The sequence below is a fragment of the Streptomyces lothianensis genome (assembly GCF_047779955.1).
Taxonomy (GTDB): domain Bacteria; phylum Actinomycetota; class Actinomycetes; order Streptomycetales; family Streptomycetaceae; genus Streptomyces.
In genome coordinates, this window is the sequence record NZ_JBLMKT010000023.1 from 137,581 (window position 1) to 162,914 (window position 25,334).

At 71.3% G+C, this 25,334-nt stretch carries 27 protein-coding genes; 15 read left to right on the forward strand and 12 right to left on the reverse strand.

Annotated features, from left to right (window positions below; all coding sequences use genetic code 11):
• Window positions 1-244: 244 nt before the first annotated feature.
• Complete coding sequence (locus ACLF6P_RS06600; protein WP_415948804.1) at window positions 245-2,470, reverse strand: MMPL family transporter; 2,226 nt, start codon at window positions 2,468-2,470, stop codon at window positions 245-247.
• Window positions 2,471-2,741: 271 nt separating this feature from the next.
• Here ACLF6P_RS06600 and ACLF6P_RS06605 point away from each other — a divergent pair, with 271 nt between their 5' ends.
• Window positions 2,742-3,194 carry a YchJ family protein gene (locus ACLF6P_RS06605; RefSeq protein WP_415948805.1) on the forward strand — a complete coding sequence of 151 codons (453 nt, stop codon included), beginning with the start codon at window positions 2,742-2,744 and terminating at the stop codon, window positions 3,192-3,194.
• An 81-nt stretch (window positions 3,195-3,275) separates the two neighbouring features.
• Entirely contained in the window at window positions 3,276-3,806 is a 531-nt protein-coding gene (locus tag ACLF6P_RS06610; protein ID WP_415948807.1) for a GNAT family N-acetyltransferase, read from the forward strand.
• A 27-nt stretch (window positions 3,807-3,833) separates the two neighbouring features.
• On the opposite strand, the gene ACLF6P_RS06615 is transcribed toward ACLF6P_RS06610, so the two are convergent.
• The gene (locus ACLF6P_RS06615; protein ID WP_415948808.1) at window positions 3,834-4,547 is read right to left on the reverse strand and encodes a cytochrome b/b6 domain-containing protein; all 714 of its coding nucleotides are present in this window, start codon (window positions 4,545-4,547) and stop codon (window positions 3,834-3,836) included.
• Complete coding sequence (locus ACLF6P_RS06620; protein WP_415948810.1) at window positions 4,489-5,271, reverse strand: molybdopterin-dependent oxidoreductase; 783 nt, start codon at window positions 5,269-5,271, stop codon at window positions 4,489-4,491. The genes ACLF6P_RS06615 and ACLF6P_RS06620 overlap by 59 nt, the downstream gene beginning before the upstream one ends.
• 117 nt (window positions 5,272-5,388) lie before the next feature.
• Between ACLF6P_RS06620 and ACLF6P_RS06625 the strand changes: the two genes are divergently transcribed.
• Window positions 5,389-5,835 (forward strand): ASCH domain-containing protein, encoded by a 447-nt coding sequence (locus ACLF6P_RS06625; protein ID WP_415948812.1) that lies wholly within the window; start codon window positions 5,389-5,391, stop codon window positions 5,833-5,835.
• Here ACLF6P_RS06625 and ACLF6P_RS06630 read toward each other — a convergent pair.
• On the reverse strand, window positions 5,832-7,517 hold the full coding sequence (locus tag ACLF6P_RS06630) for an FAD-binding dehydrogenase (protein ID WP_415948813.1): 1,686 nt from the start codon (window positions 7,515-7,517) through the stop codon (window positions 5,832-5,834). The genes ACLF6P_RS06625 and ACLF6P_RS06630 overlap by 4 nt on opposite strands.
• A 215-nt stretch (window positions 7,518-7,732) precedes the next feature.
• Here ACLF6P_RS06630 and ACLF6P_RS06635 point away from each other — a divergent pair, with 215 nt between their 5' ends.
• From ACLF6P_RS06635 to ACLF6P_RS06660, 6 genes are all read left to right on the forward strand, one after another.
• Window positions 7,733-8,629: a DMT family transporter gene (locus ACLF6P_RS06635; protein ID WP_415948815.1), complete on the forward strand. Its 897-nt coding sequence runs from the start codon at window positions 7,733-7,735 to the stop codon at window positions 8,627-8,629.
• A gap of 73 nt (window positions 8,630-8,702) precedes the next feature.
• On the forward strand, window positions 8,703-9,269 hold the full coding sequence (locus ACLF6P_RS06640) for an NUDIX hydrolase (protein WP_415948816.1): 567 nt from the start codon (window positions 8,703-8,705) through the stop codon (window positions 9,267-9,269).
• A gap of 148 nt (window positions 9,270-9,417) precedes the next feature.
• Window positions 9,418-9,813 (forward strand): YidH family protein, encoded by a 396-nt coding sequence (locus tag ACLF6P_RS06645; protein ID WP_415948818.1) that lies wholly within the window; start codon window positions 9,418-9,420, stop codon window positions 9,811-9,813.
• On the forward strand, window positions 9,810-10,142 hold the full coding sequence (locus ACLF6P_RS06650) for a DUF202 domain-containing protein (protein WP_415948819.1): 333 nt from the start codon (window positions 9,810-9,812) through the stop codon (window positions 10,140-10,142). Before ACLF6P_RS06645 ends, ACLF6P_RS06650 begins: the two co-directional genes overlap by 4 nt.
• Window positions 10,143-10,367: 225 nt before the next feature.
• Window positions 10,368-11,390, forward strand: a complete 1,023-nt coding sequence (locus tag ACLF6P_RS06655) for a phosphotransferase family protein (protein ID WP_415948821.1) — start codon at window positions 10,368-10,370, stop codon at window positions 11,388-11,390.
• 6 nt (window positions 11,391-11,396) lie between these two features.
• The gene (locus tag ACLF6P_RS06660; protein ID WP_415948823.1) at window positions 11,397-12,611 is read left to right on the forward strand and encodes an acyl-CoA dehydrogenase family protein; all 1,215 of its coding nucleotides are present in this window, start codon (window positions 11,397-11,399) and stop codon (window positions 12,609-12,611) included.
• 105 nt (window positions 12,612-12,716) lie between these two features.
• Here the strand turns inward: ACLF6P_RS06660 and ACLF6P_RS06665 are convergent, their stop codons facing one another.
• The 3 genes from ACLF6P_RS06665 to ACLF6P_RS06675 are packed head-to-tail and all read right to left on the reverse strand — an operon-like array spanning window position 12,717 to window position 15,767.
• Window positions 12,717-13,334, reverse strand: coding sequence for a TetR/AcrR family transcriptional regulator (locus ACLF6P_RS06665; protein WP_415948825.1), 618 nt, complete (start codon window positions 13,332-13,334; stop codon window positions 12,717-12,719).
• Between the two features lie 25 nt (window positions 13,335-13,359).
• The gene (locus tag ACLF6P_RS06670; RefSeq protein WP_415948827.1) at window positions 13,360-15,009 is read right to left on the reverse strand and encodes a class I adenylate-forming enzyme family protein; all 1,650 of its coding nucleotides are present in this window, start codon (window positions 15,007-15,009) and stop codon (window positions 13,360-13,362) included.
• Window positions 15,006-15,767, reverse strand: coding sequence for an SDR family oxidoreductase (locus ACLF6P_RS06675; RefSeq protein WP_415948829.1), 762 nt, complete (start codon window positions 15,765-15,767; stop codon window positions 15,006-15,008). Before ACLF6P_RS06675 ends, ACLF6P_RS06670 begins: the two co-directional genes overlap by 4 nt.
• A 265-nt stretch (window positions 15,768-16,032) precedes the next feature.
• On the opposite strand from ACLF6P_RS06675, the gene ACLF6P_RS06680 reads away from it, so the two are divergent.
• The 3 genes from ACLF6P_RS06680 to ACLF6P_RS06690 all read left to right on the forward strand — a co-directional run bounded on the left by ACLF6P_RS06680 (window position 16,033) and on the right by ACLF6P_RS06690 (window position 18,932).
• On the forward strand, window positions 16,033-17,319 hold the full coding sequence (locus ACLF6P_RS06680) for an exo-beta-N-acetylmuramidase NamZ family protein (RefSeq protein WP_415948830.1): 1,287 nt from the start codon (window positions 16,033-16,035) through the stop codon (window positions 17,317-17,319).
• Between the two features lie 172 nt (window positions 17,320-17,491).
• Complete coding sequence (locus tag ACLF6P_RS06685; RefSeq protein ID WP_415948831.1) at window positions 17,492-18,136, forward strand: hypothetical protein; 645 nt, start codon at window positions 17,492-17,494, stop codon at window positions 18,134-18,136.
• Window positions 18,137-18,215: 79 nt separating this feature from the next.
• Window positions 18,216-18,932 carry a 3-keto-5-aminohexanoate cleavage protein gene (locus ACLF6P_RS06690; RefSeq protein ID WP_415948928.1) on the forward strand — a complete coding sequence of 239 codons (717 nt, stop codon included), beginning with the start codon at window positions 18,216-18,218 and terminating at the stop codon, window positions 18,930-18,932.
• On the opposite strand, the gene ACLF6P_RS06695 is transcribed toward ACLF6P_RS06690, so the two are convergent.
• Together ACLF6P_RS06695 and soxR are read right to left on the reverse strand one after the other, a co-directional pair.
• Entirely contained in the window at window positions 18,908-19,078 is a 171-nt protein-coding gene (locus ACLF6P_RS06695; protein ID WP_415948833.1) for a hypothetical protein, read from the reverse strand. The two genes, ACLF6P_RS06690 and ACLF6P_RS06695, sit on opposite strands and share 25 nt — an antisense overlap.
• A gap of 17 nt (window positions 19,079-19,095) precedes the next feature.
• Window positions 19,096-19,560 (reverse strand): redox-sensitive transcriptional activator SoxR, encoded by a 465-nt coding sequence (gene soxR / locus ACLF6P_RS06700; RefSeq protein WP_415948835.1) that lies wholly within the window; start codon window positions 19,558-19,560, stop codon window positions 19,096-19,098.
• 192 nt (window positions 19,561-19,752) lie between these two features.
• Between soxR and ACLF6P_RS06705 the strand changes: the two genes are divergently transcribed.
• Window positions 19,753-20,217, forward strand: a complete 465-nt coding sequence (locus ACLF6P_RS06705; RefSeq protein ID WP_415948837.1) for a MaoC family dehydratase — start codon at window positions 19,753-19,755, stop codon at window positions 20,215-20,217.
• Between the two features lie 62 nt (window positions 20,218-20,279).
• Here ACLF6P_RS06705 and ACLF6P_RS06710 read toward each other — a convergent pair whose 3' ends face one another.
• Together ACLF6P_RS06710 and ACLF6P_RS06715 are read right to left on the reverse strand one after the other, a co-directional pair.
• On the reverse strand, window positions 20,280-20,903 hold the full coding sequence (locus ACLF6P_RS06710) for a TetR/AcrR family transcriptional regulator (RefSeq protein ID WP_415948839.1): 624 nt from the start codon (window positions 20,901-20,903) through the stop codon (window positions 20,280-20,282).
• A 256-nt stretch (window positions 20,904-21,159) separates the two neighbouring features.
• Window positions 21,160-22,311 carry an acyl-CoA dehydrogenase family protein gene (locus tag ACLF6P_RS06715; RefSeq protein WP_415948930.1) on the reverse strand — a complete coding sequence of 384 codons (1,152 nt, stop codon included), beginning with the start codon at window positions 22,309-22,311 and terminating at the stop codon, window positions 21,160-21,162.
• A gap of 94 nt (window positions 22,312-22,405) precedes the next feature.
• Between ACLF6P_RS06715 and ACLF6P_RS06720 the strand changes: the two genes are divergently transcribed.
• The gene (locus tag ACLF6P_RS06720; protein ID WP_415948841.1) at window positions 22,406-23,035 is read left to right on the forward strand and encodes a TetR/AcrR family transcriptional regulator; all 630 of its coding nucleotides are present in this window, start codon (window positions 22,406-22,408) and stop codon (window positions 23,033-23,035) included.
• Window positions 23,036-23,126: 91 nt separating this feature from the next.
• Entirely contained in the window at window positions 23,127-24,098 is a 972-nt protein-coding gene (locus ACLF6P_RS06725) for a DMT family transporter (protein WP_415948843.1), read from the forward strand.
• A gap of 84 nt (window positions 24,099-24,182) precedes the next feature.
• On the opposite strand, the gene ACLF6P_RS06730 is transcribed toward ACLF6P_RS06725, so the two are convergent.
• Entirely contained in the window at window positions 24,183-25,262 is a 1,080-nt protein-coding gene (locus ACLF6P_RS06730) for a Zn-dependent alcohol dehydrogenase (protein ID WP_415948845.1), read from the reverse strand.
• Between the last annotated feature and the right edge of the window lie 72 nt (window positions 25,263-25,334).

Consider the following 25,334-nt stretch of genomic DNA (forward strand, 5'->3'; position numbering starts at 1 on the left):
GTGGCCCGGGCGCGGCGGCCGTTACCGGATCCGCGCTCGGTGTCCGGATCCGCGCTCGGCGGGGATCCGCTTCTCCACGCTAGGCGCCCCTACGGAGGACGGCGCGGCGAGACGGTGGGCCACGCGGCGAACCGGTGCGCTGCCGGGCGAACCGGTGCGCTGCCCGTAAACGCCGGTGGCCCGGTCCCGGACGTTCGGCTGAACGTTCGGGACCGGGCCATCCACGCCGTGCGGGACCTCCGGGTCAGACGCCGGCGGGCTCCTGCTCGCGCGGCTCCTGTGCGGGCACCTTGGTGTCGCCGAGCTGCTTGTGCAGCTTCTCGCCCTCGACGTCCACGTTGGGCAGGATCCGGTTCAGCCACCCGGGCAGCCACCAGGCCTTGTGGCCGAGCAGCGCCAGGACCGCGGGCACGATCGCCATGCGGACCACGAAGGCGTCGAAGAGGACGGCGATCGCGAGGCCGAAGCCCATCATCTTGACCATGTCGTTGGTCTCCAGGATGAAGCCGGAGAACACGCTGATCATGATGATCGCGGCGGCGGAGACGACCCGGCCGCCCAGGGTGAAGCCGGTGGCGATGGCCTCGGCGGGCGAGGCCCCGTGCACGTACGCCTCGCGCATCCGGGTCACCAGGAACACCTCGTAGTCCATGGCGAGACCGAAGACCACACCGATCATGAAGATCGGCATCATCGACATGATCGGGCCCGGCTGCTCGACGCCGAAGAGGTCGGCGAGCCAGCCCCATTGGAAGACCGCGACCACCGCACCCAGTGCGGCGAGCACCGAGAGCAGGAAGCCGAGTGCGGCCTTCAGCGGGACGAGGACCGAGCGGAACACCAGCATCAGGAGGATGAACGCCAGGCCGACGATCAGCGCCAGATACGGCAGCAGCGCGTCGTTGAGGGTCTGCGAGAAGTCGATCGTCATCGCGGTCATACCGGTGACCAGGACGGTGGCGCCGGTCTCGCCCTTCAGGTCACCGGCGAGACCGCGCAGGTCGCGCACCAGCGTCTCGGTGGCCGGGTCGCTCGGGCCGGTCTTGGGCATGACCATCATGGTGGCGGTGTCGCCGGCCTTGTTGAACGTGGGCGGGGTGACCGCCGCGGCCTCGCCCTGCTCGGTGATCTTCTTGTTGACCGCGTCGGCGGCGGCCTGCGGGTCGTCGATGCCCTTGGCGTCGACGACGACACTCAGCGGGCCGTTGAATCCGGCGCCGAAGGAGTCCGAGAGGATGTCGTAGGCCTTGCGCTGTGTGGAGTCGGGCGCGGAGCTGCCCTCGTCCGGCAGGCCGAGTTCCATGCTGGAGACCGGCACGGCGACGATGCCGAGGCCGAGCACCGCGGTGACCAGGACGGCGACCGGGCGGCGCAGGACGAAGTGGGCCCAGCGGGTGCCGAGCTTCTGCTTGCCGGTGTTCTGCAGCCCGGCGCCGGCCTTCAGGGACTTGCGGTCCTTGCGGCTCAGCGCCTGCCTGCGGGCGAAGCCGAGCAGCGCCGGGGTGAGGGTGAGCGCGATCAGCACGGCGACGGCGACGGTGGCCGCGGCGGCCAGGCCCATCTTGGTGAGGATCGGGATGTTGACGACCGCGAGGCCCGAGAGGGCGACGATCACGGTGAGGCCGGCGAAGACCACGGCGGATCCCGCGGTGCCGACGGCACGGCCCGCGGCCTCGTCGAACTCGCGTCCCTCGGCGACCTCCGCGCGGAAGCGGGCGATGATGAACAGCGCGTAGTCGATGGCGACCGCGAGGCCGATCATCGTGGCGAGCGTGCCGGTGGTGGCGGAGAGGCCGAGCGTGGAAGCGAGAGCGGCGATCGCGGAGGTGCCGATGCCGACACCGATGATCGCGGAGATCAGCGGCATGCCCGCGGCGACCAGCGAGCCGAAGGTGAGCACGAGGACGACGAGCGCGACGCCCATGCCGATCAGCTCGGCGGTGCCGCCCATCTCGGGCTCTTCCATCACGGCGTCGCCGCCGGTCTCGATGGTGTAGCCGTCGGTGCGGGCCTCGTCCGTGGACTTGGTGAGCGCCTCACGGGCCTCGTCGGTCAGCTCCTGAGCGTTGACCTTGTAGGAGACGGAGGCGTACGCGGTCGAGCCGTCCTTGCTGACGGCATTGGCCTCGAAGGGGTTGGCGACCGCCTCGACCTGCGGGTTGTCGGCGAGGTCGGCGACCAGGTCGTCGACGTGTGCCTTTCCGGCGCCTTCGGTCAGCTTCCCGCCCTCGGGCGCCTTGATCACCACACGGGCGGTGGCGGCGTCGGAGGCCTGGCCCGGGAAGCGCTCCTCGAGGAGGTCGAAGGCCTTCTGCGACTCGGTGCCGGGCATGGAGAAGGAGTCTTCGGGCGCGGCCGGCGCGACCGATGCGGCGCCGCCGATGCCCACGAGTATGGCCACCCAGAGGAGGGCGACCAGACCACGGCGCCGGAACGCGCCGCGGCCGAGTCGATAAAGGAACGTAGCCACCTGAGACCAAGCTTCCGTCGATTACGGGCAGGAAGAAGACCGGGCAGACGGGAGACTGCACGAAGTTCTGTCCGGTGTACCCATCCATGGTCAAGGGCGGAATCCGTGATTCGGTCACCCCCTGGGGCTGGACCGGTGTACTGCGCTGGGTGTAGGGAACGATTGCGTTCCCTCCACCTGGCGTAGAGCGGGCAGCGATAGATGTACGCCACATGCGGCTTCCGGCGGACTCGTGGGCGCCGCGCGCGGGGCCCGGGGGACAATGGCGCCCATGTCACGACGCCCCAAGCGCCCAGCCCAGGCGGCCACCGGACGGCGCGCCGCATCGTCCGCCGTCACCCCGACCTCCCCCTGCCCGTGCGGGCGTGGCGTCCCCTACGGGGAGTGCTGCGGACGACTGCATTCCGGCACGGCCCGTGCATCGGCACCCGAGGAGCTGATGCGCTCCCGGTACGCGGCCTTCGTCGTACGCGACGAGGCATACCTGCTGCGGACCTGGCACCCGGACACACGGCCGCCGGGGATCGGATTCGATTCCGCGATGCGCTGGGAAGGCCTGGAGATCGAGGCCACCACCGAGGGTACGGCCTTCCACTCCACCGGAACGGTGACCTTCCAAGCCCGCTACACCGATGCCGGGGTGCCGGGTGCGCTGCACGAACGCAGCCGGTTCGTACGGCTCGATGGCGCGTGGGTGTACGTGGACGGGGACTTCCTCGGCTGAGGGGGCCGGCGTCTTGGACGTGCCGCGGGCTCTGCATGCGGGAGCGATCAGCTCCCGCACCCGTCCGATAGGTTGCCCGCCATGGCAGACCTCGGACCCGTCACCTGGCCGCCCGCCCCGATACGCACCGAACGGCTCGTGCTCAGGGAGGCCGAGGCAGGGGACCGCGCGGCGTTCATCGAGCTGTTCTCCACACCGGAGGTGAACACCTACCTCGGCGGTGCTCGCCCTGTCGAGGAGCTCGAACGGGCGGTGCCCGAGGTGCCGGGGCGGCGGCCCGGAATCTTCGTGGTCACCCTCGACGGAGCAATGATCGGGAGCCTCACCATCGACCGGCGCGATGTCGGGCGGCCCGGCCACACCGACCCCGGCGTCCAGGAGGTCGAACTCGGCTATATGTTCCTGCCGCGGGCGTGGGGGCGCGGATACGCCGCGGAAGCCTGCGCGGCGGCTCTCGGCTGGTGTGCGGAGAAGCTGCCTGACGAGCCCGTGGTGCTCTGCACCCAGACCGCCAACGAGCGCTCGATGCGCCTTGCGCTGAAGCTCGGCTTCACCGAGGTGGAGCGGTTCGAGGAGTTCGGCGCCGAGCAGTGGTTCGGCGTACGTCGCTGATCCACTGCTCCCCCACCGAACCGGGCTTCACCTGTCGCGCCACAGCGGATGCTCCCGCTCCGCCCAGGCACGGTCCACCGAGCCCGTTCTGAGGCCGCGGCGGGCTTCGGGGTCGGCGAGGGCCTTGGCGATGTGTCCGGCCAGGACGATCGAGACGGCCAGGGCCAGCCAGTCGTGGACGAAGGTCGCGCCCGTGCGCCAGGTCAGCGGCGCGAGGCCGGTGAACCACATGAGCAGGCCCGTACCGAGCATCACCAGGCTCGCTCCGGCGATCCACGCCGCGTAGGACTTCTGGCCGGCGTTGAACTTCCCGGCAGGGCGCGGGCCCTTCTCGCGGCGCAGTGCCGCGCGCCACCACTGCCTATCGTGCGGGCCGAAGCGGTTGAGGCGGCGCAGGTCGGCGCGGAAGGCGCGGGAGAGCAGGCCCAGGAGGAAGGGCGCGGGCAGCAGCAGGCCCGACCACTCGTGGACCGTGACCACCAGGTGACGGCGGCCGACCAGTTGGGCCAGGGACGGCAGATACAGACAGGCCGCCGAGAACAGGCACACCGCCATGAGGGTCGCCGTGCCGCGGTGGATCCAGCGTTCGGCGCGGGTGAAACGGCGTACCCGGGCCGACGGTTCAGCCGGGGGCTGTTCAACGGGCGGTTGTTCAGCGGGCGATTGTTCAGCGGGCGGTTGTTCAGGCGGTGGGGTCGTCTTCGCGGCCGTTGGACCGGCCGACCCAGGCGTCGATGTCATAGCCTCGCTCCTCCCAGTAGCCGGGGACGACCTTGTCGGTGACGGTGATCCGGGAGAGCCACTTGGCCGATTTGTAGAAGTACATGGGGGCGACGTAGAGGCGGACCGGGCCGCCGTGTGCGTGCGGAAGGTCCTTGTCCCGCATGCGGTGGGCGACCAGGACGTCCTTGCGGCGGGCCTGCCGCAGCGTCAGGCTCTCGCTGTACGCGCCGTCGAAGCACTCGAAGCGCACGGCGCGCGCTTCGGGACGCACGCCTGCTGCGTCGAGAAGCGTGGACAGCTGCACGCCCTGGAAAGGCGTGTCGAGCACCCGCCAGCCGGTGACGCACTGGACGTCGCGGACGATCCGGGTCTGCGGGAGCGCGCGCAGTTCGTCGAGGGTGTACGTGGCCTTGTTCTCGACGAGCCCGTCGACGGTGAGGCGGTAGGTCTCCGCGTCCTTGTGCGGTACGGAGGCCACCACGGAGTAGTAGCGGAAGCCGCCGCCCGCGGGCAGCACGTCGGTCAGGCCCGTGGGGTCCTTGGCGGCCACGGCCTCGACGGCCCGCTGCAGCACGGGAGCGGCCGCGATTCCGGCGGCGCCGAGCCCGAGCATGCCGAGCAGGACCCGCCGCCCGACCGGGCTCCCCCGGCCGTCCGCGGCGTCGGGGATGTCCGGGGCGTCGCGGTCCTCGGGACTGCCCCGGCCGTCCGCCGTCTCGTCGTGGGGCGTCAGTGAGTTCACAGCACGATTCGAGCACGTCACGGACGCGCGGTGAAGGGGCGACGGCCCCACGTCAGGCTTTCGTCACCTCTTGCCCGGCGTGATCCCGGATCCCGGATCGCGCCTAGGGTGATCCCCATGACGGACCCGACGGATCTCGCCCCCTTCGAACTCGCCTTCCCCGGCCCGCTGCGCGACCAACTGGTCGCCGCCGTGCTCGATGGTGCGAAGACCTCCACCACGGGGCTCTTCGACCCGGCGGAGGAGCTGCCGGCCGTCGGACAGCGCGCCGCACTGATCGACTCCGACCTGCGCGTGGTCGCCGTCGTCGAGACCACCGGGATACGGGTCCTGCCGATCGCCGAGGTGGACCTGCGGCACGCGATCGACGAGGGCGAGGGCCATACGACGCTGGCCGCATGGCGCGCCGCGCACGAGGAGTTCTGGCACAGCCCCGAGGTGCGCGCCGAGCTGGGGGATCCGGACTTCCACGTCACGGACGAGACCCTGGTGGTGGCGGAACGGTTCCGGGTGGTCGAACGGATCGACCACCCCTACCCGTACCGGGGAACCGAGAACGGCTAGCCGACGGCTTTCGCCGCCGCGCGTCCCGCGGCCCGTCCGGAGAAGATGCAGCCGCCGAGGAACGTGCCCTCCAGGGCCCGGTACCCGTGCACGCCTCCGCCGCCGAACCCGGCCGCCTCACCCGCCGCGTACACACCGGGCAGGGGGCATCCCCTGCTCGAAGAGGCAGAAGAAGCCTCGCCGTCGGCCGTGAGGACCCGGGAGGAGAGGTCGGTCTCCAGGCCACCGAGTGATTTGCGGGTGAGGATGTTGAGGCGGACGGCGACCAGCGGGCCCGCCTTCGGGTCGAGGATCCGGTGCGGGGCGGCGGTGCGGATCAGCTTGTCGCCGAGGAACTTGCGCGAGCCGCGCATCGCGGTGATCTGCAGGTCCTTGGTGAACGGGTTGGCGATCTCGCGGTCGCGCGCGGTGATCTCGCGCCGCAGCTCCGCCTCGTCGATCAGGGCTTCCTTGGTGAGCGCGTTCATCCCGCGCACCAGCGAGGGCAGATCGTGCTCGACGACGAAGTCGACGCCGTGGTCCATGAACGCCTGGACGGGCGCGGGCACATCCGCACGCGCCCGGTCGATGACACCGCGTACCGACTTGCCGGTCAGATCGGGGTTCTGCTCGGAGCCGGAGAGGGTGAACTCCTTGCCGATGATGCGCTGGTTGAGCACGAACCAGGTGTAGTCGTGGCCGCTGTGCATGATGTGTTCGAGGGTGCCGAGCGTGTCGAAGCCGGGGAAGAGCGGCACCGGCAGGCGCTTTCCGCGGGCGTCGAGCCAGAGCGAGGACGGTCCGGGCAGGATGCGGATGCCGTGCCGCCGCCAGATGGGGTTCCAGTTCTCGATGCCCTCGGTGTAGTGCCACATGCGGTCGCCGTTGATCAGACGGCCGCCCGCCTGCTCCGTGATGCCCAACATCAGCCCGTCGACGTGGGCGGGGACGCCGGAGAGCAGCTTCTCGGGAGCCTTGCCGAGGCGGGTGGGCCAGGCCTTGCGCACCAGGTCGTGATTGCCGCCGATGCCGCCCGAAGTGACGATCACCGCCTGGGCCCTGAGTTCGAAGGTGCCGGTGGCCGTGCGGCTCGATTCCTGGCCGCGCTCGATCGAGGAGGCTTCGAGGATCTCGCCACTGACGGTGTCGACCGCGCCCGCGCTGCGGGACAGGCCGGTGACCCGGTGGCGGAATCTCAGCTCGACCAGGCCGCGCGCCACGCCCTCGCGCACCCGCCGCTCGAAGGGGGCCACGAGGCCTGGTCCGGTGCCCCAGGTGATGTGGAAACGAGGTACGGAGTTGCCGTGGCCGGTGGCGTCGTAGCCGCCGCGCTCGGCCCAGCCGACCACCGGGAAGAAGCGGACGCCCTGCCCGTGCAGCCAGGAGCGCTTCTCACCGGCCGCGAAGTCCACGTAGGCCTCGGCCCATTTGCGCGGCCAGTGGTCCTCCTCGCGGTCGAAGCCCGCCGTGCCCATCCAGTCCTGCAGGGCCAGATCGTGGTGGTCCTTGATGCGCAGCCGGCGTTGCTCGGGCGAGTCGACGAAGAAGAGGCCGCCGAAGGACCAGTGCGCCTGGCCGCCGATCGACTGCTCGGGCTCCTGGTCGAGGAGGATCACCTTGCGGCCGGCGTCGACGAGTTCCGCGGTGGCCACCAGGCCTGCCAGGCCCGCTCCGATCACGATCACATCTGCGTCGTACGCCATCGTCGCCGTCCGTTTCTGTCAGGTCCGGCTCTGTCAGGCTCCGGTTCGAATCCGGGGCAGCCGGTTCACATAACTACTGGTCGGTCAGATCCTCGGCTCACGACGACCGCCCGTCAACCGTGTGGCAAACCTCACAGGGAAAGGCGATCAAGTGATGAATCCCGCTACGGTCACCCAAGTCACCACGCACGACCCGCTCCCCCGAGGTCCCTTCCGTGAGTCTGACCATCCTGCTCCTCTCGCTCGGCGCCGCCTGCTGCCTGGGCTTCGGCTTCGTACTGCAGCAGACAGCCGCCCGGCGCGCCCCGCTCGGCGACTTCCTCTCGCCCAGGCTGCTGCTCGATCTCGTACGCATGCCGCGCTGGCTGGCCGGGATCGCGCTGATGTCGGGCGGTACCGCGCTCGGTGCCTTCGCCCTCGCCCAGGGCGAGATGTCCCTGGTCGAACCGCTGCTCGCCACCCATCTGCTGTTCGCGATGGCCTTGGTGCGCCGCCTCACCGGGCACCGGCTCGGACGCCAGGGCTGGGGCGGCCTGCTGCTGCTCGCGGGCGGCGTGAGCGCCTTCCTGGTCGCCGGGCACCCCGAGGGCTCGGACGCGGCCGCGGGGCCGCTGCCGCTCTGGCTGGTGGCCGGCACGGTACTCGGTGCGGCGGCCGTCCTGACCGCGTTCGCGCGCCGCTTCCGCCTCGGCGTCGGCCCGGCGCTGCTCGGCGCGGCGGGCGGCCTCCTGTACGGACTGCAGGACGCGCTCACCCGCGTCAGCGGCCAGCTGGTCTCGGGCGAGGCGGGCCTGCTCGGGCTGCTCACCTCCTGGCAGCCGTACGGGGTTCTCGTGCTCGGCCTGGCCGGGCTGCTGCTCGTGCAGAGCGCCTTCGAGATGGCGCCGCTGCGCAGCTCGCTGCCGGCCCTGACCGCGGCCCAGCCGCTGGCCGGGATCTTCTGCGGGGTCGGGTTCCTCGGCGACCGGCTGCGGACGGACGCCGGGGCGCTGACCTTTCAGGCGCTGGGGCTGCTCGCGATCGTGACGGGGATCGTGCTGCTGTGCCGCCATCCGTCGATGCCCGCCGGCACCGTGACCCGCGAGCCGGGGCTCGCCCGGGCAGTGGCCTGAGCCTGGGGGCTGTGCGGTTGAGCCTGGGGGGCTGTGCGGTTGAGCCTGGAGGCTGTGCGGTTGGATGTCCCGTATGAGCGGCGACAGGACGACTGCGGGCAAGGGCGACGGGGCCGGACAGGCCGACGAGATCATCGACATCGTGGACGCCGAGGACCGCGTCATCGGCCGCTCCCCGCGCACCGAGGCGACCCGCGCCCGGCTGCGGCACCGCTGCGTCTTCGTCCAGGCGCGGGACGCCGAAGGGCGGATCTTCGTGCACCGCAGGACGCCGACGAAGGCCGTCTTCCCCTCCTTCTACGACACGTTCGTCGGCGGGGTCGTCGGTGCGGGCGAGTCCTACGACGAGGCGGCGCTGCGCGAGGCCGAGGAGGAGCTGGGCGTCTCGGGCCTGCCGCAGCCGACTCCGCTGTTCAAGTTCCTGTACGAGGGGGACGGCTGGAGCTGGTGGTCCACCGTGTACGAGGTGCGCTGCGACCTCCCCGTCTCCCCGCAGGAGTCCGAGATCGACTGGCACGGTTTCGTCACCGAGGAGGAGCTGGAGCCGCTGCTCGGCACCTGGGAGTGGACGCCGGACGGCGTCGACGCCTACCGGCGCCTGCAGGACTTCCGGGCACAGGGCACCACACCGGAGAGGTGAGGAGCCTCCCGGCACCGGCACTGGCACCGACGTCGGCACCGGCACTGGCGCACCGCACCGCACCGCACCGCACCGCACCGCACCGGCTGAAGGACCTCCCGGAACCGGCATCCCATGCCGGTGATCCTCCGGGGATAGGGTGCGGGACGTGAACGGGCTCCTGTCAGCAGTGCGGCTGTGGTTCGCGCCCGCCCGGGTACGGGACGAGGGCGAGACCCCCGACTACCGCTTCTCACTCGCCAACGAACGGACCTTCCTCGCCTGGGTACGGACCGCCCTCGCGCTGATCGGGGGCGGTTTCGCGGTCGACCAGTTCCTGCCGGACCTGCGCTGGGCCTGGCGGATCGGGCTCGCGCTGAGCCTGCTCACGGTGGGCGCGCTGTGCTCGCTGCGGGCGGTGAACCACTGGGTGCGCTGCGAGCTGGCGATGCGCCGCGGCGAGGATCTGCCGGTGACCCGCTTCCCGGCCCTGCTGAGTCTCGCGGTCGGCGCGGTCGCGCTGATCATGGTCGTGGTGGTGCTGTTCGGCTGGGACGAGCAGTGAGCTCCGGCCGGCCGCCGGCTGCCGCCGAGGCGCGCGATCCCGGGCTGCAGCCCGAACGCACCCGCCTGGCCTGGCGGCGTACGACCCTGTCCTGCACGGTGGCCGCGGCGCTCGCCGCCAGGCAGACCCTGCGCGGCGGCCCTTCGGCGCCGGGCCTGCTCGCGCTGGCGGCCACGCTGTGCGTGTGGCTGGCGTTCGTCACCCTGGCGCACCGGCGGATGCACGCCCTGAGCGTGCCGCGCCCCGCGGTGCTCTCCGTGCGGGCGGCGTGGGGTGCGGTGGGGTGCACGCTGGCCCTGACGGTGTGCGCGGTGACGATCGTCCACTGACCGAAGCGGCATATTCCTCCCGTACGGCCACGGAATCCTCCCGTACGGCCACGGAATCCTCCCGTACGACCACGGGAATCTCCCGTACGACCACGGGAATCTCCCGTACGGTCATGCGAATCTCCCGTACGGTCACGAGAATCAGATCACGTGACGCTCCCGCACTGGACTACATACCGACTGGTCGGCATCATACTCTCAAGTCCACCACGAGGAGAGCGACGTATGAGCTCAGATCAGCTGCCGGGTCTCGATCTGGACCGGCTGCGCGACCGGCTCGACCGAGAGATCCCCGGTCTCGTCCAGGGCCCGCTGCGAGGGCGGCACATCGAGGGCGGCCGGTCGAACCTCACGTACGACGTCACCGACGGCTCCTCGCACTGGGTGGTACGACGCCCGCCGCTCGGTCACGTACTGGCCACCGCGCATGACATGAAGCGTGAGCACCGGGTGATCGAGGCCCTGTACCCGACGGACGTGCCGGTGCCCCGGCCGCTGCTCCTGTGCGAGGACGAGGAGGTCATCGGCGCGCCGTTCTACGTGATGGAGTTCGTGGACGGCACCCCGTACCGCACCGCCCAGGAACTGGCGCCGATCGGTCCCGAGCGGACCCGTGCGGCGCTGTTCTCGCTGGTGGACACGCTCGTCGAGCTGCACGCGGTGGACCCGGGGGCGGTCGGCCTCGGGGACTTCGGGCGGCCGGAGGGCTTCCTCGACCGGCAGCTGCGACGCTGGGGCAAGCAGCTCGACGCCTCCCGCAACCGCGATCTCGCCGGCATCGACGAACTGCACGCCGCGCTCGGCCGCGCCATGCCCGTCTCGCCAGCGCCGACCGTGGTGCACGGCGACTACCGTCTCGACAACGTGCTGATCGGCGAGGGCGACCGGATCAAGGCCATCCTGGACTGGGAGATGTCCACGCTCGGCGATCCGCTCACCGACCTCGGGCTGCTCATCATGTACAGCGAGCCGCTCGCTCTCGACAACTCCCCCATCAGCACCACCGCGTCGGCGGCCGGCCACCCCTCGCCGCAGGAACTGATCGAGCGCTACGCCGAGCGCTCGGGCCGCGATGTCTCGGCCGTCCGCTGGTACACGGCCTTCGCCTGGTTCAAGCTCGCCGTGATCCTCGAGGGCATCCACTACCGCTACACCCTCGGCCAGACCGTCGGCGCCGGCTTCGACCGGATCGGCGAACTCGTCCCCGTCTTCATCGAGCACGGCCTGACCACCCTTCAGGAAGGCTGATTCCGTATGGACTTCGCATTCGACGCCCGCACCGAGGAACTGCGCGCCAGGCTGCTCGCCTTCATGGACGAGCATGTGTACCCGGCGCAGGCTGTGATGCACGAACAGGCCGCACACCTCGAATCGCCGTGGCTGGTGCCGCCGGTCGTCGAGGAGGTCAAGGCCGAGGCGAAAAGGCAGGGCCTGTGGAACCTCTTCCTGCCGGATTCCGAGTACGGGGCGGGGCTGACCAATCTGCAGTACGCGCCGCTCGCCGAGATCACCGGCCGCGCCCCGCATCTGGCACCCACCGCGCTGAACTGCGCGGCCCCCGACACCGGCAACATGGAGGTGCTGCACCAGTTCGGCAGCGAGCAGCAGAAGAAGCAGTGGCTTCAGCCGCTGCTCGCCGGTGAGATCCGTTCGGCCTTCGCGATGACCGAGCCCGAGGTGGCCTCCTCGGACGCGACGAACATCGAGACGCGCATCGAGCGCGAGGGCGACGAGTACGTCATCAACGGCCGCAAGTGGTACATCTCCGGGGCGATGAACCCGGACTGCCGGATCTTCATCGTGATGGGCAAGACCGACCCGGACGGCGAGGACATCCGCCGCCAGCAGTCCATGATCCTCGTCCCGCGCGACACCCCGGGCCTGGAGGTCCGCCGCGCCATGCGGGTGTTCGGCTACGAGGACCACTGGCACGGCGGGCACGCCGAGGTGATCTTCGACAACGTACGTGTACCGGCGGGCAACCTGATCGGCGAGGAGGGCGGCGGCTTCGCCATCGCCCAGGCGCGGCTCGGCCCGGGCCGTATCCACCACTGCATGCGCCTCATCGGCATGGCGGAGGCCGCGATCGAGCTGATGTGCAGGCGTGCGGTGTCGCGTACGGCCTTCGGCAGGCCGCTCGCCCAGCAGGGTGTGATCCACGAGTGGATCGCCGATGCCCGCGTGGCCGTCGAGCAGCTGCGGCTGCTGGTCCTGAAGACCGCGTGGCTGATGGACACGGTCGGCAACAAGGGCGCGCACACCGAGATCCAGTCCATCAAGATCGCGACGCCTCGTACGGTCGTCGGGATTATCGACAAGGCGATTCAGCTGCACGGCGCGGGCGGGGTCAGCCAGGACTTCCCGCTCGCCGAGCTGTACGCCGGGGCCCGGACGCTGATGATCGCGGACGGGCCGGACGAGGTGCACCAGCGCTCGCTGGCGCGTCGGGAGCTGAAGAAGTACCTCTGAGTGCGGGCCGGGGCGGGTCCGCCGGACCCACCCCGGCCGTCACGGTCGCAGCGCCCGGCCGTCAGGGCCTCATCGCCGAGCCGTCAGGGCTGCAGCGACGGGCCGTCAGGGCCGCAGCGCCCGCAGCAGTAGATCGGCCAGGTGGTCGGCCACCTGCTGCTGTGTCAGCGGCCCGTCCGGCCGGTACCAGGTCGACAGATGGTGCACGGAGCCGAAGTGGTAGTCGACCACCAGGTCCGCGGGCGTGGCCGAGGAGAACACCCCGGTCTTCTGCCCTTCCTCGATGAGGGCGCGGAAACGCTCGTGGTAGCGGCGGCGCTCGGCCCGCACCTGCTTGTTCTTCTCCGGGCTCAGGTGGTGCATGGAGCGGAAGAAGATCTGCGCGTCGTCGAGGTTCTCGATCGTAGTGACCACGACATCGGCCGCTGCGGCCCGCACGCGCTGCTCGACCGGCTCCTCGGCCTCGGCGAAGGCGTCGAGCCGCTCCTGCTGGAGCCGGAGGACCCGGGCGTAGATCTCGTGCAGCAGATCGTCCTTGGAGCCGAAGTAGTGGTACAGCGCGCCCTTGGTGACGCCCGCCGCCTCCACGATCTCCTGCACCGAGGTGCGGTCGTAGCCCTGCTCCGCGAAGAGCCGGGTGGCGGCGGCGAGCAGCCGCTGCGGGACGGGTGTGCCGCTCTGCTCCGTCGCGCGTTGCCCTGTCGTCCTCGGCACTGTCGCCACCTGCCTTCCGCTCCTTCTCCTTCGGTCACCGCGCACGTTCGCGCAGTTCCCTCCGGAGGATCTTGCCACTGGTCGTCTTCGGCAGCTCCGGCAGGATCTGCACCGCGCGAGGGTACTTGTACGCGGCGAGTCGCTCCTCGCAGTACGCGACGAGCTCGCCCGGGTCGGCCCCGGCGCCGGGCCGCAGGCTGACGTAGGCCTTGACGCTCTCGCCCCGGTAGCTGTCGGGGACGCCGACGACGGCGGCCTCGCGGACGGCGGGGTGGGTGTAGAGGACGTCCTCGACCTCGCGCGGCCAGACCTTGAACCCCGAGGCGTTGATCATGTCCTTCTTGCGGTCCACGACATACAGCCAGCCGTCGCTGTCCATGAAACCGATGTCGCCGGTGCGCAGCTCCCCGTCGGGGAAGGATTCGGCGGTCGCCTCGGGCCGCTCCCAGTAACCCGGCACGACCTGCGGCCCGGAGACCAGGATCTCGCCCTGCTCGCCGAACGGCACCTCCCGCCCAGCCTCGTCGACGATCCGCACGACGGTGTCCGGGCCCGGCACACCGACGGACAGGGTGCCGGAGGCGGGGTCGACGGGGGCCTCGTGCTGCGGGGGCACGGAGGCGCACGGGGCGGTGCACTCCGTGAGGCCGTAGCCGTTTCGTATGTACGGCCCGAAGCCGGCCCGGAACTTCTCGACGAGCGCGGGCGGCACGGGCGCGCCGCCCGAGGAGATCACCTGGAAGGACGCGAAGTGCTCGCGGGTGGCTTCCGGATGGGCCGCGAGGGCCATGAACGCGGTGGACGGGCCTACCGTGTAGGCGGGCCGGTGCTCGGTGAAGGCGTCGAGGACGACACCCGGGTGGAAGCGGTAGGCGAGCACGAGCGTGCCCGCGTTGGCGGCGCAGGCCGCGAGCTGGCAGACCATGCCGGTGATGTGGAACAGCGGGGCGAGCGCGAAGTAGGCCGAGCCCTCGGCCAGCGGGTGGCCCGCGCGCTGCCGCTCGGCGTTGTAGGTGATGTTGCCGTGCAGGTTCATTGCGCCCTTGGGCTGCCCGCTCGTGCCGGAGGTGTAGCTGATCAGGGCCACGTCGGCGGCGGTGCGCTGCGGCACGTCGGGGGCCTTCGTACCGCGCCGGGCGACGGTGATCAGGTCCTCGGCGTCCTCGGCCGGCTCGGCCCGCTCGAAGTCGAGGACCCGTCGGTCGCCGCGCGTCTGCAGATCGAGTTCGCAGGCGGTAAGCACGACCCGTACCGCCGAGCCCCGGGCCGCCTCGCGCAGATACCCGGCCCAGGCCCGGTCCGCGCAGATGAGTCCGGCGACCCCGGCATCGTGGAGGACGTGACGCACCTCCCCCGATTTGTACATGGGGTTGACGGGCACCACGGTCGCGCCGGCCTTCCAGGCGCCGAGCAGGGCGAGCACGAAGTGTGGGGAGTTCTGCAGCATCAGTGCGACCCGGTCGCCCTCGGCTATGCCGCGCGCGGCGAGATGACCGGCCACCGCATCGGAGAGCGCCTCCACCTCTGCATAGCTCAGGCGGCCGTCGAAATACGCGAGTGCCGTACGGTCCGGGGCCTTTGCCGCGGCGGCCCGGAAGCTGTGCACGACAGACGGCGGCGGGGACACGGGGGCGCGCTGGGCCTCGCTCAGGCGCGCGAGCCACGGCTTCTCGGCGTACGTCACTTGGTGTGTGCCTCCCACTTCTGCTGCAGATGGTTCATGCCTGCGAGCCAGCGGTCGGGCTCGGCGGCCCGCACACGGTAGTACTCGGCGACCTCCGGGTGCGGAAGGATCAGGAAGCGGTCCTCCTCGATGCCCGCGACGAGCGCGTCCGCAACGTCCTCCGGCTCGATCGCAGTCGGCGCGAGCACGACCTCACCGGCGGAACCGGCCGCCGTGAGCATGTCGGTGCGCACACCCTGCGGGCAGATCGCATGCACCTTCAGGCCGCGGTGGCGGTACGTGAGGGAGAGCCACTCCGCGAAAGCGTACGCGCCGTGCTTGGTGACGCTGTACGGGGCGGCGCCGACCATCGTGAGCAGCCCGGCGGCGGAGACGGTGGAGACGAAGCGGCCCGCGCCGCGCTCCAGCCAGTGCGGGAGCAGGGCGTGCGCCGCCCGGACGTGCGCCATGACGTTGACATCCCAGGCGCGCGCCCAGACCTGCTCCTCGGCGGCCTCGGTGCCGCCGCTCGCGAGGCCGGCGTTGGCGCAGTAGACGTCGACGGTGCCGCCGAGGGCCTCGCGCGCCTCCTCGACGATCGCCGAGGCGTCACCGGCGACCGCGATCCCCCCGATCTCCTCGGCGACGGCCTTCGCCTTCGCCTCGTCGATGTCGTTGACGACGACCCGGGCCCCTTCTCCCGCGAACCGCCGCGCGAGAGCGGCCCCGATGCCGCTGCCGGCTCCGGTGACGATGGCGTTCTGCTGCGCGAAGGTCATACGGGTCTCCGTCCCGGGTACGTGTGCCTACGCGGCAGACTAACCGGTCGGTATGTCACTGGGGAAGACATGTGCTCAGCCCGGTCGGCGTTTGCGGCCAAGCCCGGTCCAGCACCCCAGTCCGGCCGGCGTTCGCGGCCGAGCGCGTTCAGCGCGATACGGGGGGGCCGGGGCAGAGCCCCCGGTTTCGGGGAGGGGCGGGGTGGGGAAGGAAGCCCGCCGCAGGCGCACCTCACCTCAGCCACCGCGGACGCAAGGAGAGCCCATGCCGCACCCCTCCAGACGGACGCTGCTCACCGCAGCCACGACCGCAACCGCAGCCACCGCCCTGACCGCCACCGCGGCCTCGGCCGCGACCACCGCCGCCCGCGCCACCGCGGCCCCACACCCGCCCCGCCCGGGCGGCCCCTTCCGCACCGGATTCGAGCGCCTCCAGGCCGACGGATACGCCGTCCTCGACGGCGAACGCGCCGGCATCGTCACCAACCCCACCGGCATCACCCGCACCGCCACCCACATCGTCGACGTGATGCACGCCGACGAACGCGTCGACCTCGTCGCCGTCTTCGGCCCCGAGCACGGCTTCCGCGGCACCGCCCAGGCAGGCGGCTCGGAGGGCTTCTACCAGGACCCGGCCACCGGCCTGCCCGTGTACGACACGTACCTGAAGAGCGGCCAGGAGCTCGCCGACATCTTCACGGCCGCCGCCGTGGACACGGTCGTCTTCGACATCCAGGACGCCGGCGCCCGCTTCTACACGTACATCTGGACGCTCTACGACTGCATGGTCGCCGCCCGGCTCGCCGGCAAGCGCTTCGTCGTGCTCGACCGCCCGAACCCCGTCACCGGCCGGTCCGCCGAAGGCCCCGTACTGCACAAGGAGTTCGCGACGTTCGTCGGCCGCGAGCCGATCGCGCAGGCGCACGGCATGACCGTCGCCGAGCTGGCAAGGCTGTACAACGGCGAGTTCCTCAGCTCCCCCGTTCCGCTGGAGACCGTCCTGATGTCCGGCTGGCGTCGGGACGAGTTCTACGACCAGTCCGGCCTGCCCTGGGTGCCGCCGAGCCCCAACATGCCCACGCCCGAGACCGCCCTGGTCTACCCCGGCACCTGCATGTTCGAGGGCACGAACCTCTCCGAGGGCCGCGGGACGACCCGACCCTTCGAGCTGCTCGGCGCCGAGGGGATCGACCGCCGGTGGGCGGAGGCGGCCAATGAACTCGGCCTGGACGGTGTGCACTTCCGTGAGGCGTACTACAAGCCGACGTTCTCCAAGTTCCAGGGCAGGACCGTCGGCGGGGTGCAGCTGCACGTCCACGACCGTGCGGCCTTCGACGCGATCCGCACCGGCATCGGCCTGCTGATCACGGCCAAACAGACCTGGAGCGGCTTCGCCTGGCGGCCCGACCACTGGATCGACAAGCTCACCGGTTCCACCCGGGTGCGCACGATGATCGACGCCGGGGCCGGTCTCGACGAGGTGGTCGGCGGCTGGCGATCGGACCTGTCCGAATTCCGTGACGTACGGCGGAAGTACCTGGCGTACCGCTGACCCCCGGGACGGTGGCGGGCCGGTCAGGGCCAAAAACACGGCTTCGGTCGGGACCGCGGCCCACCCCCACCGGAACGCCCTTCGGAACCGCATCGAAACGCAATGGAGCCGAATCGCGCCCCGCTGCGTCCAAACTCCGACGTCCGAGTACCACCGACGGAGGTGCGTGGCGATGGCGGGATTCCGTAGCCTCGCGAGACAGGTGCGTGAACCGCACAACGACCTGGCGCTGCGCCGCTATTCGCTGCGCAAATGCCTCGAGAGGTTCGCCCCGTACGGGCACCGTGCCACATGGGACCATCTGTGCACACGGGCGGGTTTGGGCCCCGAGGACCGCTCCCCCGACCCGGCCCGGCTGGTCGCCGCGCTCGACGAACTCGAGGAGGCGCGGTCCGTGTGGCTCGCCTACGAGGCCGAGTTCGCCACCCGCCGCAGGCGCGAGAAGCACGACGGGCTGCGCCGCCCCGGTGTGATCGACGACTGGCACCGGCTGACCTGGGGTGGCCATGGCATCGCCTGGTGCGAGAACCCGGCCGTCCACCCCGTCGCACCGCTCGGGGCCGTGCTGCGACGCCTGATATCCGCGCTGGAACGGGAACCCGGCGAGGTCTGCCCCGTCTGCGCCTCGGCGGACATCGCCTGGGAGCAGGCCCTCACCCACGAACCCTTCACCGGCCCGCTCTGCCTGCGCTGCGGCATCGTCGTACCGCGCCCGGTGCTGAGCGCGCGGGCGCTGCAGCGGATACGGGCACGGGGAGCCCGCCCGCTGCTGTCGGCGGCGTCCGCCTGGGGTCCGCCCGGCGGATCATGCCGCTGACGCGCAGGCGCGCGACGCGACGTGATGGCGTGGTGGCGTGGTGGCGGAACTGTCAGTGGCGGCTGGCACCATCGAGGGCATGGTGTGGCTCCAGGTCTGTCTCAACGGCTCGCGCGGCACCGCCGACGGCGCGGCCGTGCCCATGTCCCCCGAGGACATGGGCCGGTCGGCGGCGCGCGCGGTCGCCGCGGGAGCGCGCGATGTGCATGTGCATCCCAAGTCCCCGTGCGGCCAGGACACCTTGTCCCCGCGGGCGGTCGCGGCGACGCTGGAGGCCATACGTTCGGTGGTGAGCGTTCCCGTCGGGGTGACCACGGGCACCTGGGCCGAGCCGGACCCGGAGCGCCGGATCGAGCGGATCCGCTCATGGACGGTCCTGCCCGACCACGCCTCGGTCAACTGGCATGAGCCGGGGGCGGAGGAGGTGGCCGCGGCGCTCCTCGACCGGGGCGTGGGTGTTGAGGCGGGCCTGTGGTCGGGAACCGAGGGACCCGCGCGCTTCCGCAACTCTCCCCTGTCCGCACGGGTCCTGCGGGTCCTCGCCGAGGTCACGGACCCCTCAGCCGACACCGCGGCGGCATCGGCCACCGCCCTCCTCACCGAAATCGGCACATCCCACGGCCGTCCCGTCCTCCTCCACGGCGAGGAGGACGGCACCTGGCCGGTACTGCGCCTCGCCCTGGAGCGCGGCCTGCTCATACGCATCGGCCTGGAGGACACGCTGCTCCTGCCGAACGGACGCCGGGCGACGGACAACGCGGAGCTGGTGGCTCAGGTCTTCGACCGCACCTCGTAGCACTCCCCACCGCTCAACTTCGGCCATCCCGAGCAGCTCCGCCTTGAGCAGAGGCTCCACCGGAGCAGCAGCTCTGCCTTGAGCAGCAGCTCCGCCTTGAGCAGCAGCTCCGCATCCGCTCCCGCGGCGCGCGTCCGCTCCGGCATTCAGCCCACCGCAGGTTCTACGCCTTCGCCTCGGGCAGCAGACGCGAACCCGTCATGCTCTCGCCGAAGGTGTCGTCCGGGTTGGACAGGACGCAGGTCTCCAGGGAGAGGCAGCCGCAGCCGATGCAGTCGGTGAGGTGGTCGCGCAGGCGGCCCAGCTGTTTGATGCGTTCGTCGAGTTCGCCGCGCCAGGCCCGAGAAAGGCGGGCCCAGTCCTCGCGGTTGGGGGTGCGCTCCTCGGGGAGTTCGGCGAGGGCGTCGCGGATGGTGGCCAGGGGGATGCCGACGCGTTGTGCCGCGCGGACGAAGGCGACGCGGCGCAGCGCGTCGCGGCTGTAGCGGCGCTGGTTGCCGGAGGTGCGGCGGCTGCTGATGAGGCCCTTGGACTCGTAGAAGTGCAGGGCCGAGACGGCGGCTCCGCTGCGGGCGGACAGCTGGCCGACGGACAGTTCGTGGATCTTCTCCGGGATCTGCGGGGGCACGTCATGGACCCTACCGGCACCGGTCGTACGCCCTGACTCCACGGTCGCCGCCTCCGCCCGGACCGTCGCTGTCTCCACCAGGAACGTCGCTGCGTTCCGCCCGGACCCGTCGCCGCCGCTCCGTTGACATGGGCAAGGACCTGGACCCATGCTGAGCAAGCGCTTAGCAACCTATGGGAGGCAGGGACACAGATGGCAGAGCCCAGGATTTTCAGGTCGGCCGAGGAACTGCGTGCGGCGATCGGTGAGCAGCTCGGCGGCGACGAGTGGCTGGAGGTCGACCAGAAGCGGATCGATCTCTTCGCGGAGGCCACCGGGGACCACCAGTGGATCCATGTGGACCCGGAAAAGGCGGCCGCGGGCCCGTTCGGGACGACCATCGCGCACGGCTATCTGACCCTGTCGCTGCTGCCCACCCTCGTGCCGCAGATCATGCGGGTGGAGAACGTGAAGATGGGCATCAACTACGGGACCAACAAGGTCCGTTTCCCCTCCCCGCTCCCGGCCGGCTCCCGGGTGCGCGCTACCGCGGTGCTCAAGGAGGTCACCGACACCGCGGACGGCGGGGTGCAGCTGACGACGGCGGTGACCGTGGAGCGCGAGGGCGGCGAGAAGCCGGCGTGCGTCGCGGAGTCGGTCTCGCGGTTCTACTTCTAGAGCTGCTTCCGGGGGTCCGGAGCCGCTCCCAGGGGCCTCGCTGCTTCCAGGGACCCCGGGCTTCACGAGCGGGGGCGCGCCCCCACCATCCTGAGGACGAGGTCGGCGTACGAGGCGCCGACCTCGTCGGGCGTACGGCGTCCGGCGACGTTGAACCAGCGGGCGACGTCGATGCAGAGCGAGAGCACGGCGAGGGTGGCGCCGGGGATGTCCGGGACCTCGAAGTCGCCGGCCTTCACGCCGTCCGTGAGGATCCGCCGTACCGCCGCATCGCACTGCCGGCGCAGCTGGACGACCTCGGCGCGGTGCTCGGCGTCGAGCGCGTCGAGTTCGTACTGCACGACACGGGCGGTGGTGTGGTGCCCGGCGTGCCAGACCACGAAGTGGTGCACGGCCTGCGCGAGGCGCTCGGCGGGGGTGCCCTCGGCGTCGGCGGCGGTCTGCAGGATCTCCAGGGCCTTGGTGTGACCGATGGCGCTGATCCGGTGGAGCAGCTCTTCCTTGGTCTTGTAGTGGATGTAGAGCGCCGCGGGGCTCATCCCGGCGCGGCCCGCGATGTCCCGGGTCGTGGTCGCGTGGTAGCCGCGTTCGGCGAAGGCCTCGACCGCCGCGACCATGAGCCGCCGGGCGGCGTCGGGGGTGACGTCGCCCCAGGGCACGTCCTGGATCTCCTCGCTCGCGGTCATCGCTCACCCCTTCAAGTCACCGGGCGAACACCATACCCCGAGCGGTGAGCAAGCGCTTAGGGGCCGGTGTTACGGAAGGGGTCGCGCTCGGCGAGGATCTTCTCGACAGGGTGGGGCGCGGGGGGCCTGCCACATCCGTCGACCTACTCATGCGGTACTCAGAACGGTCCGACACGACAGGGATGGAGCGGCACCGCACGGCATGGCACGGCTCGGCCGGCACGGCACCGCACGGCACGGCACGGCACGGCACGGCTCAGAACGCCGAAATCCCCGTCAGTGCACGCCCGATGAGCAGTTTCTGGATCTGCGAGGTGCCCTCATAGAGGGTCATGACGCGGGCGTCGCGCAGCAGCTTGCCCGCGGGGTACTCGTCGATATAGCCATAGCCGCCGAAGACCTGGAGGCAGTTGTTGGCCGCGCGTACGGCCGCCTCGGAGGCGAAGAGCTTGGCCTTGGAGGACTCCGTGGCGAACGGCAGGCCTCGGTCGACGAGGTCGGCGACCCGCCAGGTCAGCAGGCGTGCCGCGTCCACGTCGACGGCGATGTCGCTGATCAGTTCCTGGACCAGCTGGTGGCGGGCGATCGGGCCGCCGAACTGCTCGCGCTCCCCCGCGTACCGCACCGCCGCGTCCAGGGCGGCCTGGGCGATTCCGACGCAGCCCGCCGCGACGGACATCCGTCCCTTGGCCAGCGCGGACATCGCGACCGAGAAGCCCTTGCCCTCGGGTCCGAGCATCGCGGCGGCGGGCACCCGCACGTCTTCGAGGACGAGTTCGGCGGTGGCCTGGCCGCGCAGCCCGAGCTTGCCGTGGATGGCGCGACGGGTGAGGCCGGGGGTGTCGGTGGGGATCAGGAAGGCGGAGACGCCCTTGTGGCCGGACTCCTCGCCGGTGCGCGCGAAGAGCAGTACGACATCGGCCCAGGTGCCGTTGGTGATGAACATCTTGGTGCCGGTGACGAGGTACGTGTCCCCGTCGCGTACGGCCTTGGTGGTGAGGTTGCCCGCGTCCGAGCCGGTGCCGGGTTCGGTGAGGCCGAAGCAGCCCACGTACGCGCCGGAGGTGAGGCCGGGCAGCCACTGCTGCTTCTGTTCCTCGCTCCCCCAGGCGGCGACCGTCTTGGCGACGAGGCCGAGCGAGACGGAGACGATGCCGCGCACCGAGGAGTCGCCGCGGCCGAGCTCCTCGGTGACCAGGCAGTACGCGAGGTGGTCGCCGCCGCTGCCGCCGTGGCGCTCGTCGATGGTGAGCCCGAGGAAGCCGACCTCGCCGAGCTTCTTGACGATGGTGCGGTCGACCTGCTCGGCGCGGTCCCACTCGGTGACGTGCGGGGTGATCTCGCAGAGTGTGAACTCCCGGGCCAGCTCGCGCACGGCCGTCTGCTCTTCGCTGAGTTCCAGGTTCATCGGCACCCGCCCCGCCTCGTGAATGACCACTGCTGAATCACCACAGTAAATTACCACTGCTAGTTTTCAGCTCCGGGGCCCTACTATGTGCCGCATGGCCCGACCGCGCAAGCCCCTGCTGAGCACCGACCGCATCGTGGAGACCGCGCGTGCGCTGGTGGACGCGGAGGGGCTCGCCGCCGTCTCCACCCGGCGGCTCGCGGCGGAGCTGGGGGTGAGCGGGCCCTCGCTGTACAACCACTTCCGCACCAAGGACCAGATCCTGGAGGCGGTCGCCGACTCGGTGAGTGCACAAGTCGACCTGTCGATGTTCGAGGACGGGCGGCCGTGGCGGGAGGCACTGCACGACTGGGCGGTGTCCTACCGGGCCGCACTGCGCGACCATCCGCACATCGTTCCGGTGCTCGCCCGCGGGCCGGGGCGCAGGCCCTCGGGCCTCAGGGTCGCCGACGCGGTCTTCGGCGCGATGACGTCGGCGGGCTGGCCGCCCGCGCAGGCCACCTCGATCGGCGCGCTGATGCGCTACTTCATCATGGGCTCGGCCCTCGGCTCCTTCGCCGGCGGTTTCGTGGACGACGAGGAGGCCTACGATCCGGCGGACTATCCGCACCTGGGCCAGGCGCACCTGCTCGCCGAGCGGCAGGACAAGGTGGACGAGCGGGCCTTCGAGGCGGGTCTGACGGCGCTGCTCGACGGTCTGGAACAGCAGTTCAGGGCGCTGTGAGTCGCGCGGGCGCCGGCGCCCGCGCCCGCCCGATTGACGGCAGCCGTCAATTCGATGGGCGCCGAACAGTCCCGCGCATAAGGTCCGCTGCATGACGACCTCCACGCCTCCCGTTCCTTCGGGCACGCGCCGCTCCGAACTGCTCGCACTCGCCGCCGCCGGTGTCACGGTGGTGCTGTGGGCCTCGGCCTTCGTCTCCATCCGCAGCGCGGGCGAGGCGTACTCGCCGGGCGCGCTGGCTCTCGGACGTCTGCTCGCGGGTACGGTGACGCTCGGGCTGTTCCTGCTCATACGGCGCGAGGGGCTGCCGCCGAAGGCCGCCTGGCCCGGGATCGCGTTCTCCGGGGTGCTCTGGTTCGGGCTCTACATGGTGGTGCTCAACTGGGGCGAGCAGCTGGTGGACGCGGGGACGGCCGCGCTCGTGGTGAACATCGGGCCGCTCGTCATGGCGCTGCTCGCCGGCTGGCTCCTGAAGGAGGGCCTGCCGAAGCGGTTGCTCGCCGGGATGGCCGTGTCCTTCGCGGGCGCGGCGGTGGTCGGGCTCTCGATGTCCGGCGAGGGCGATGCGTCCCTGCTCGGGGTGCTGCTCTGCCTGCTCGCCGCCCTCTCGTACGCGAGCGGGATGGTGGCACAGAAGCCGACGCTGCGGCATGCGAGCCCGCTGCAGGTGACCACGTTCAGCTGCCTGATCGGCGCGGTGGCCTGCCTGCCGTTCTCCGGTGTGCTGCTGTCCGAGGTGGGCGAGGCGCCGGTGAGCGCGACGCTCAACATGGTGTACCTGGGCGTGTTCCCGACCGCCCTCGCCTTCACCACCTGGGCGTATGCCCTGGCCCGTACGACCGCGGGGAGGCTGGGCGCGACCACGTACGCGGTGCCGGCGATCGTGGTGCTGATGTCGTGGCTGGCGCTGGACGAGGTGCCGGGGTGGCTGACGCTGCTCGGTGGGGCGGTCTGCCTGGCGGGCGTGGCGGTTTCGCGTACCAAGGGGCGGTCGCGGGTGGTGGCCTCCGGCACCCGGGAGCCGGGCCCTGTGGCGGACCCGGCCCGTCGGGTGCGGCGCTGAGGGCCTGCCAGGACCGGCTCCTGACCGGCCCTTGACCGGCCCCTGACCAGCCCCGGACCAGCCCCGGACCAGCTCTGGAAGGCTCTAGAAGACGACGAGCGCGCGGCCGCCCTTGCCCGCGAGCATGTTCTCGAAGGCCGCCGGGATGCCGTCGAGCCCGATGTGCTCGGTGACGAGCGCCGACAGGTCGAGGCGGCCCGCGCGGATGTGTTCGGCGAGTACGGGCAGGTCGGCGGCCGGATCGCTGTTCCCGTAGACACAGCCGGAGAGGGTGCGGCCCCAGTGGAACAGTTCCAGGGCGTTGAACGTCACCTGCTGGTCCTTGCCGCCGATCCCGACGACGGTGGTGCGGCCGCCGCGCCGGGTGGACTCCCAGGCCGTACGGATGGTGCTCGCGCGGCCGACGCACTCGATGGCCACGTCGGCGCCCCGGCCCTCGGTGAGTTTGCGGATCTCCTTGGCGGTGGTCTCGGAGGCGAGGACGAAGCCGGTGGCACCTGCCGCGCGAGCCAGCTCCTCCTTCTCGGGGGAGACGTCGACCGCGATGATCGGTCCCGCGCCGGCGATCCGGGCCGCCTGAAGCGTGGCGAGCCCCACGCCGCCGACGCCGTACACGGCGACGGACTCCCCTTCCCGCACCCGCGCCGAGTGGTGCACCGCGCCCCAGCCGGTGAGCACGGCGCAGCCGAGCAGCGCGGCGTCGGTGAGCGGGACGCCGTCCGGGACGGGGAGCACACAGTTCGCGGCGACCACGGTCTCCTCGGCGAAGGCGGCCACGTTCAGGCCCGGGTGGAGCTCGCGGCCGTCCGCGCCGCGGGCGTGGATGTTCGCCGCACCGCTCAGCGCGGAGGAGCAGAGCCAGACCTCGCCGATCATGCAGTGGTGGCAGCTGCCGCAGGACGGCGCCCAGTTGAGGACGACTCCGTCGCCGGGCGCCACATGGTCCACGCCCTCACCTACGGCAAGCACCGTGCCCGCGCCCTCGTGGCCGAGGACGCAGGGAGTGGGCACCCTCATGGTGCCGTTGGACAGTGAGAGGTCCGAGTGGCAGACCCCGGCCGCCGCGAGCTTCACCCGCACCTGCCCCGGTCCCGGCTCGGGCAGATCTATCTCGGTGAGCTCCAGCGGGGAGCCGACGGCGGGCAGAACGGCGGCGCGGACCACGGTGCGTACTCCTGGGGTAGGCAAGGACGGACTCGGAACGGGCGGACCCGGTGGAACTGGTGCGGTGCTGGT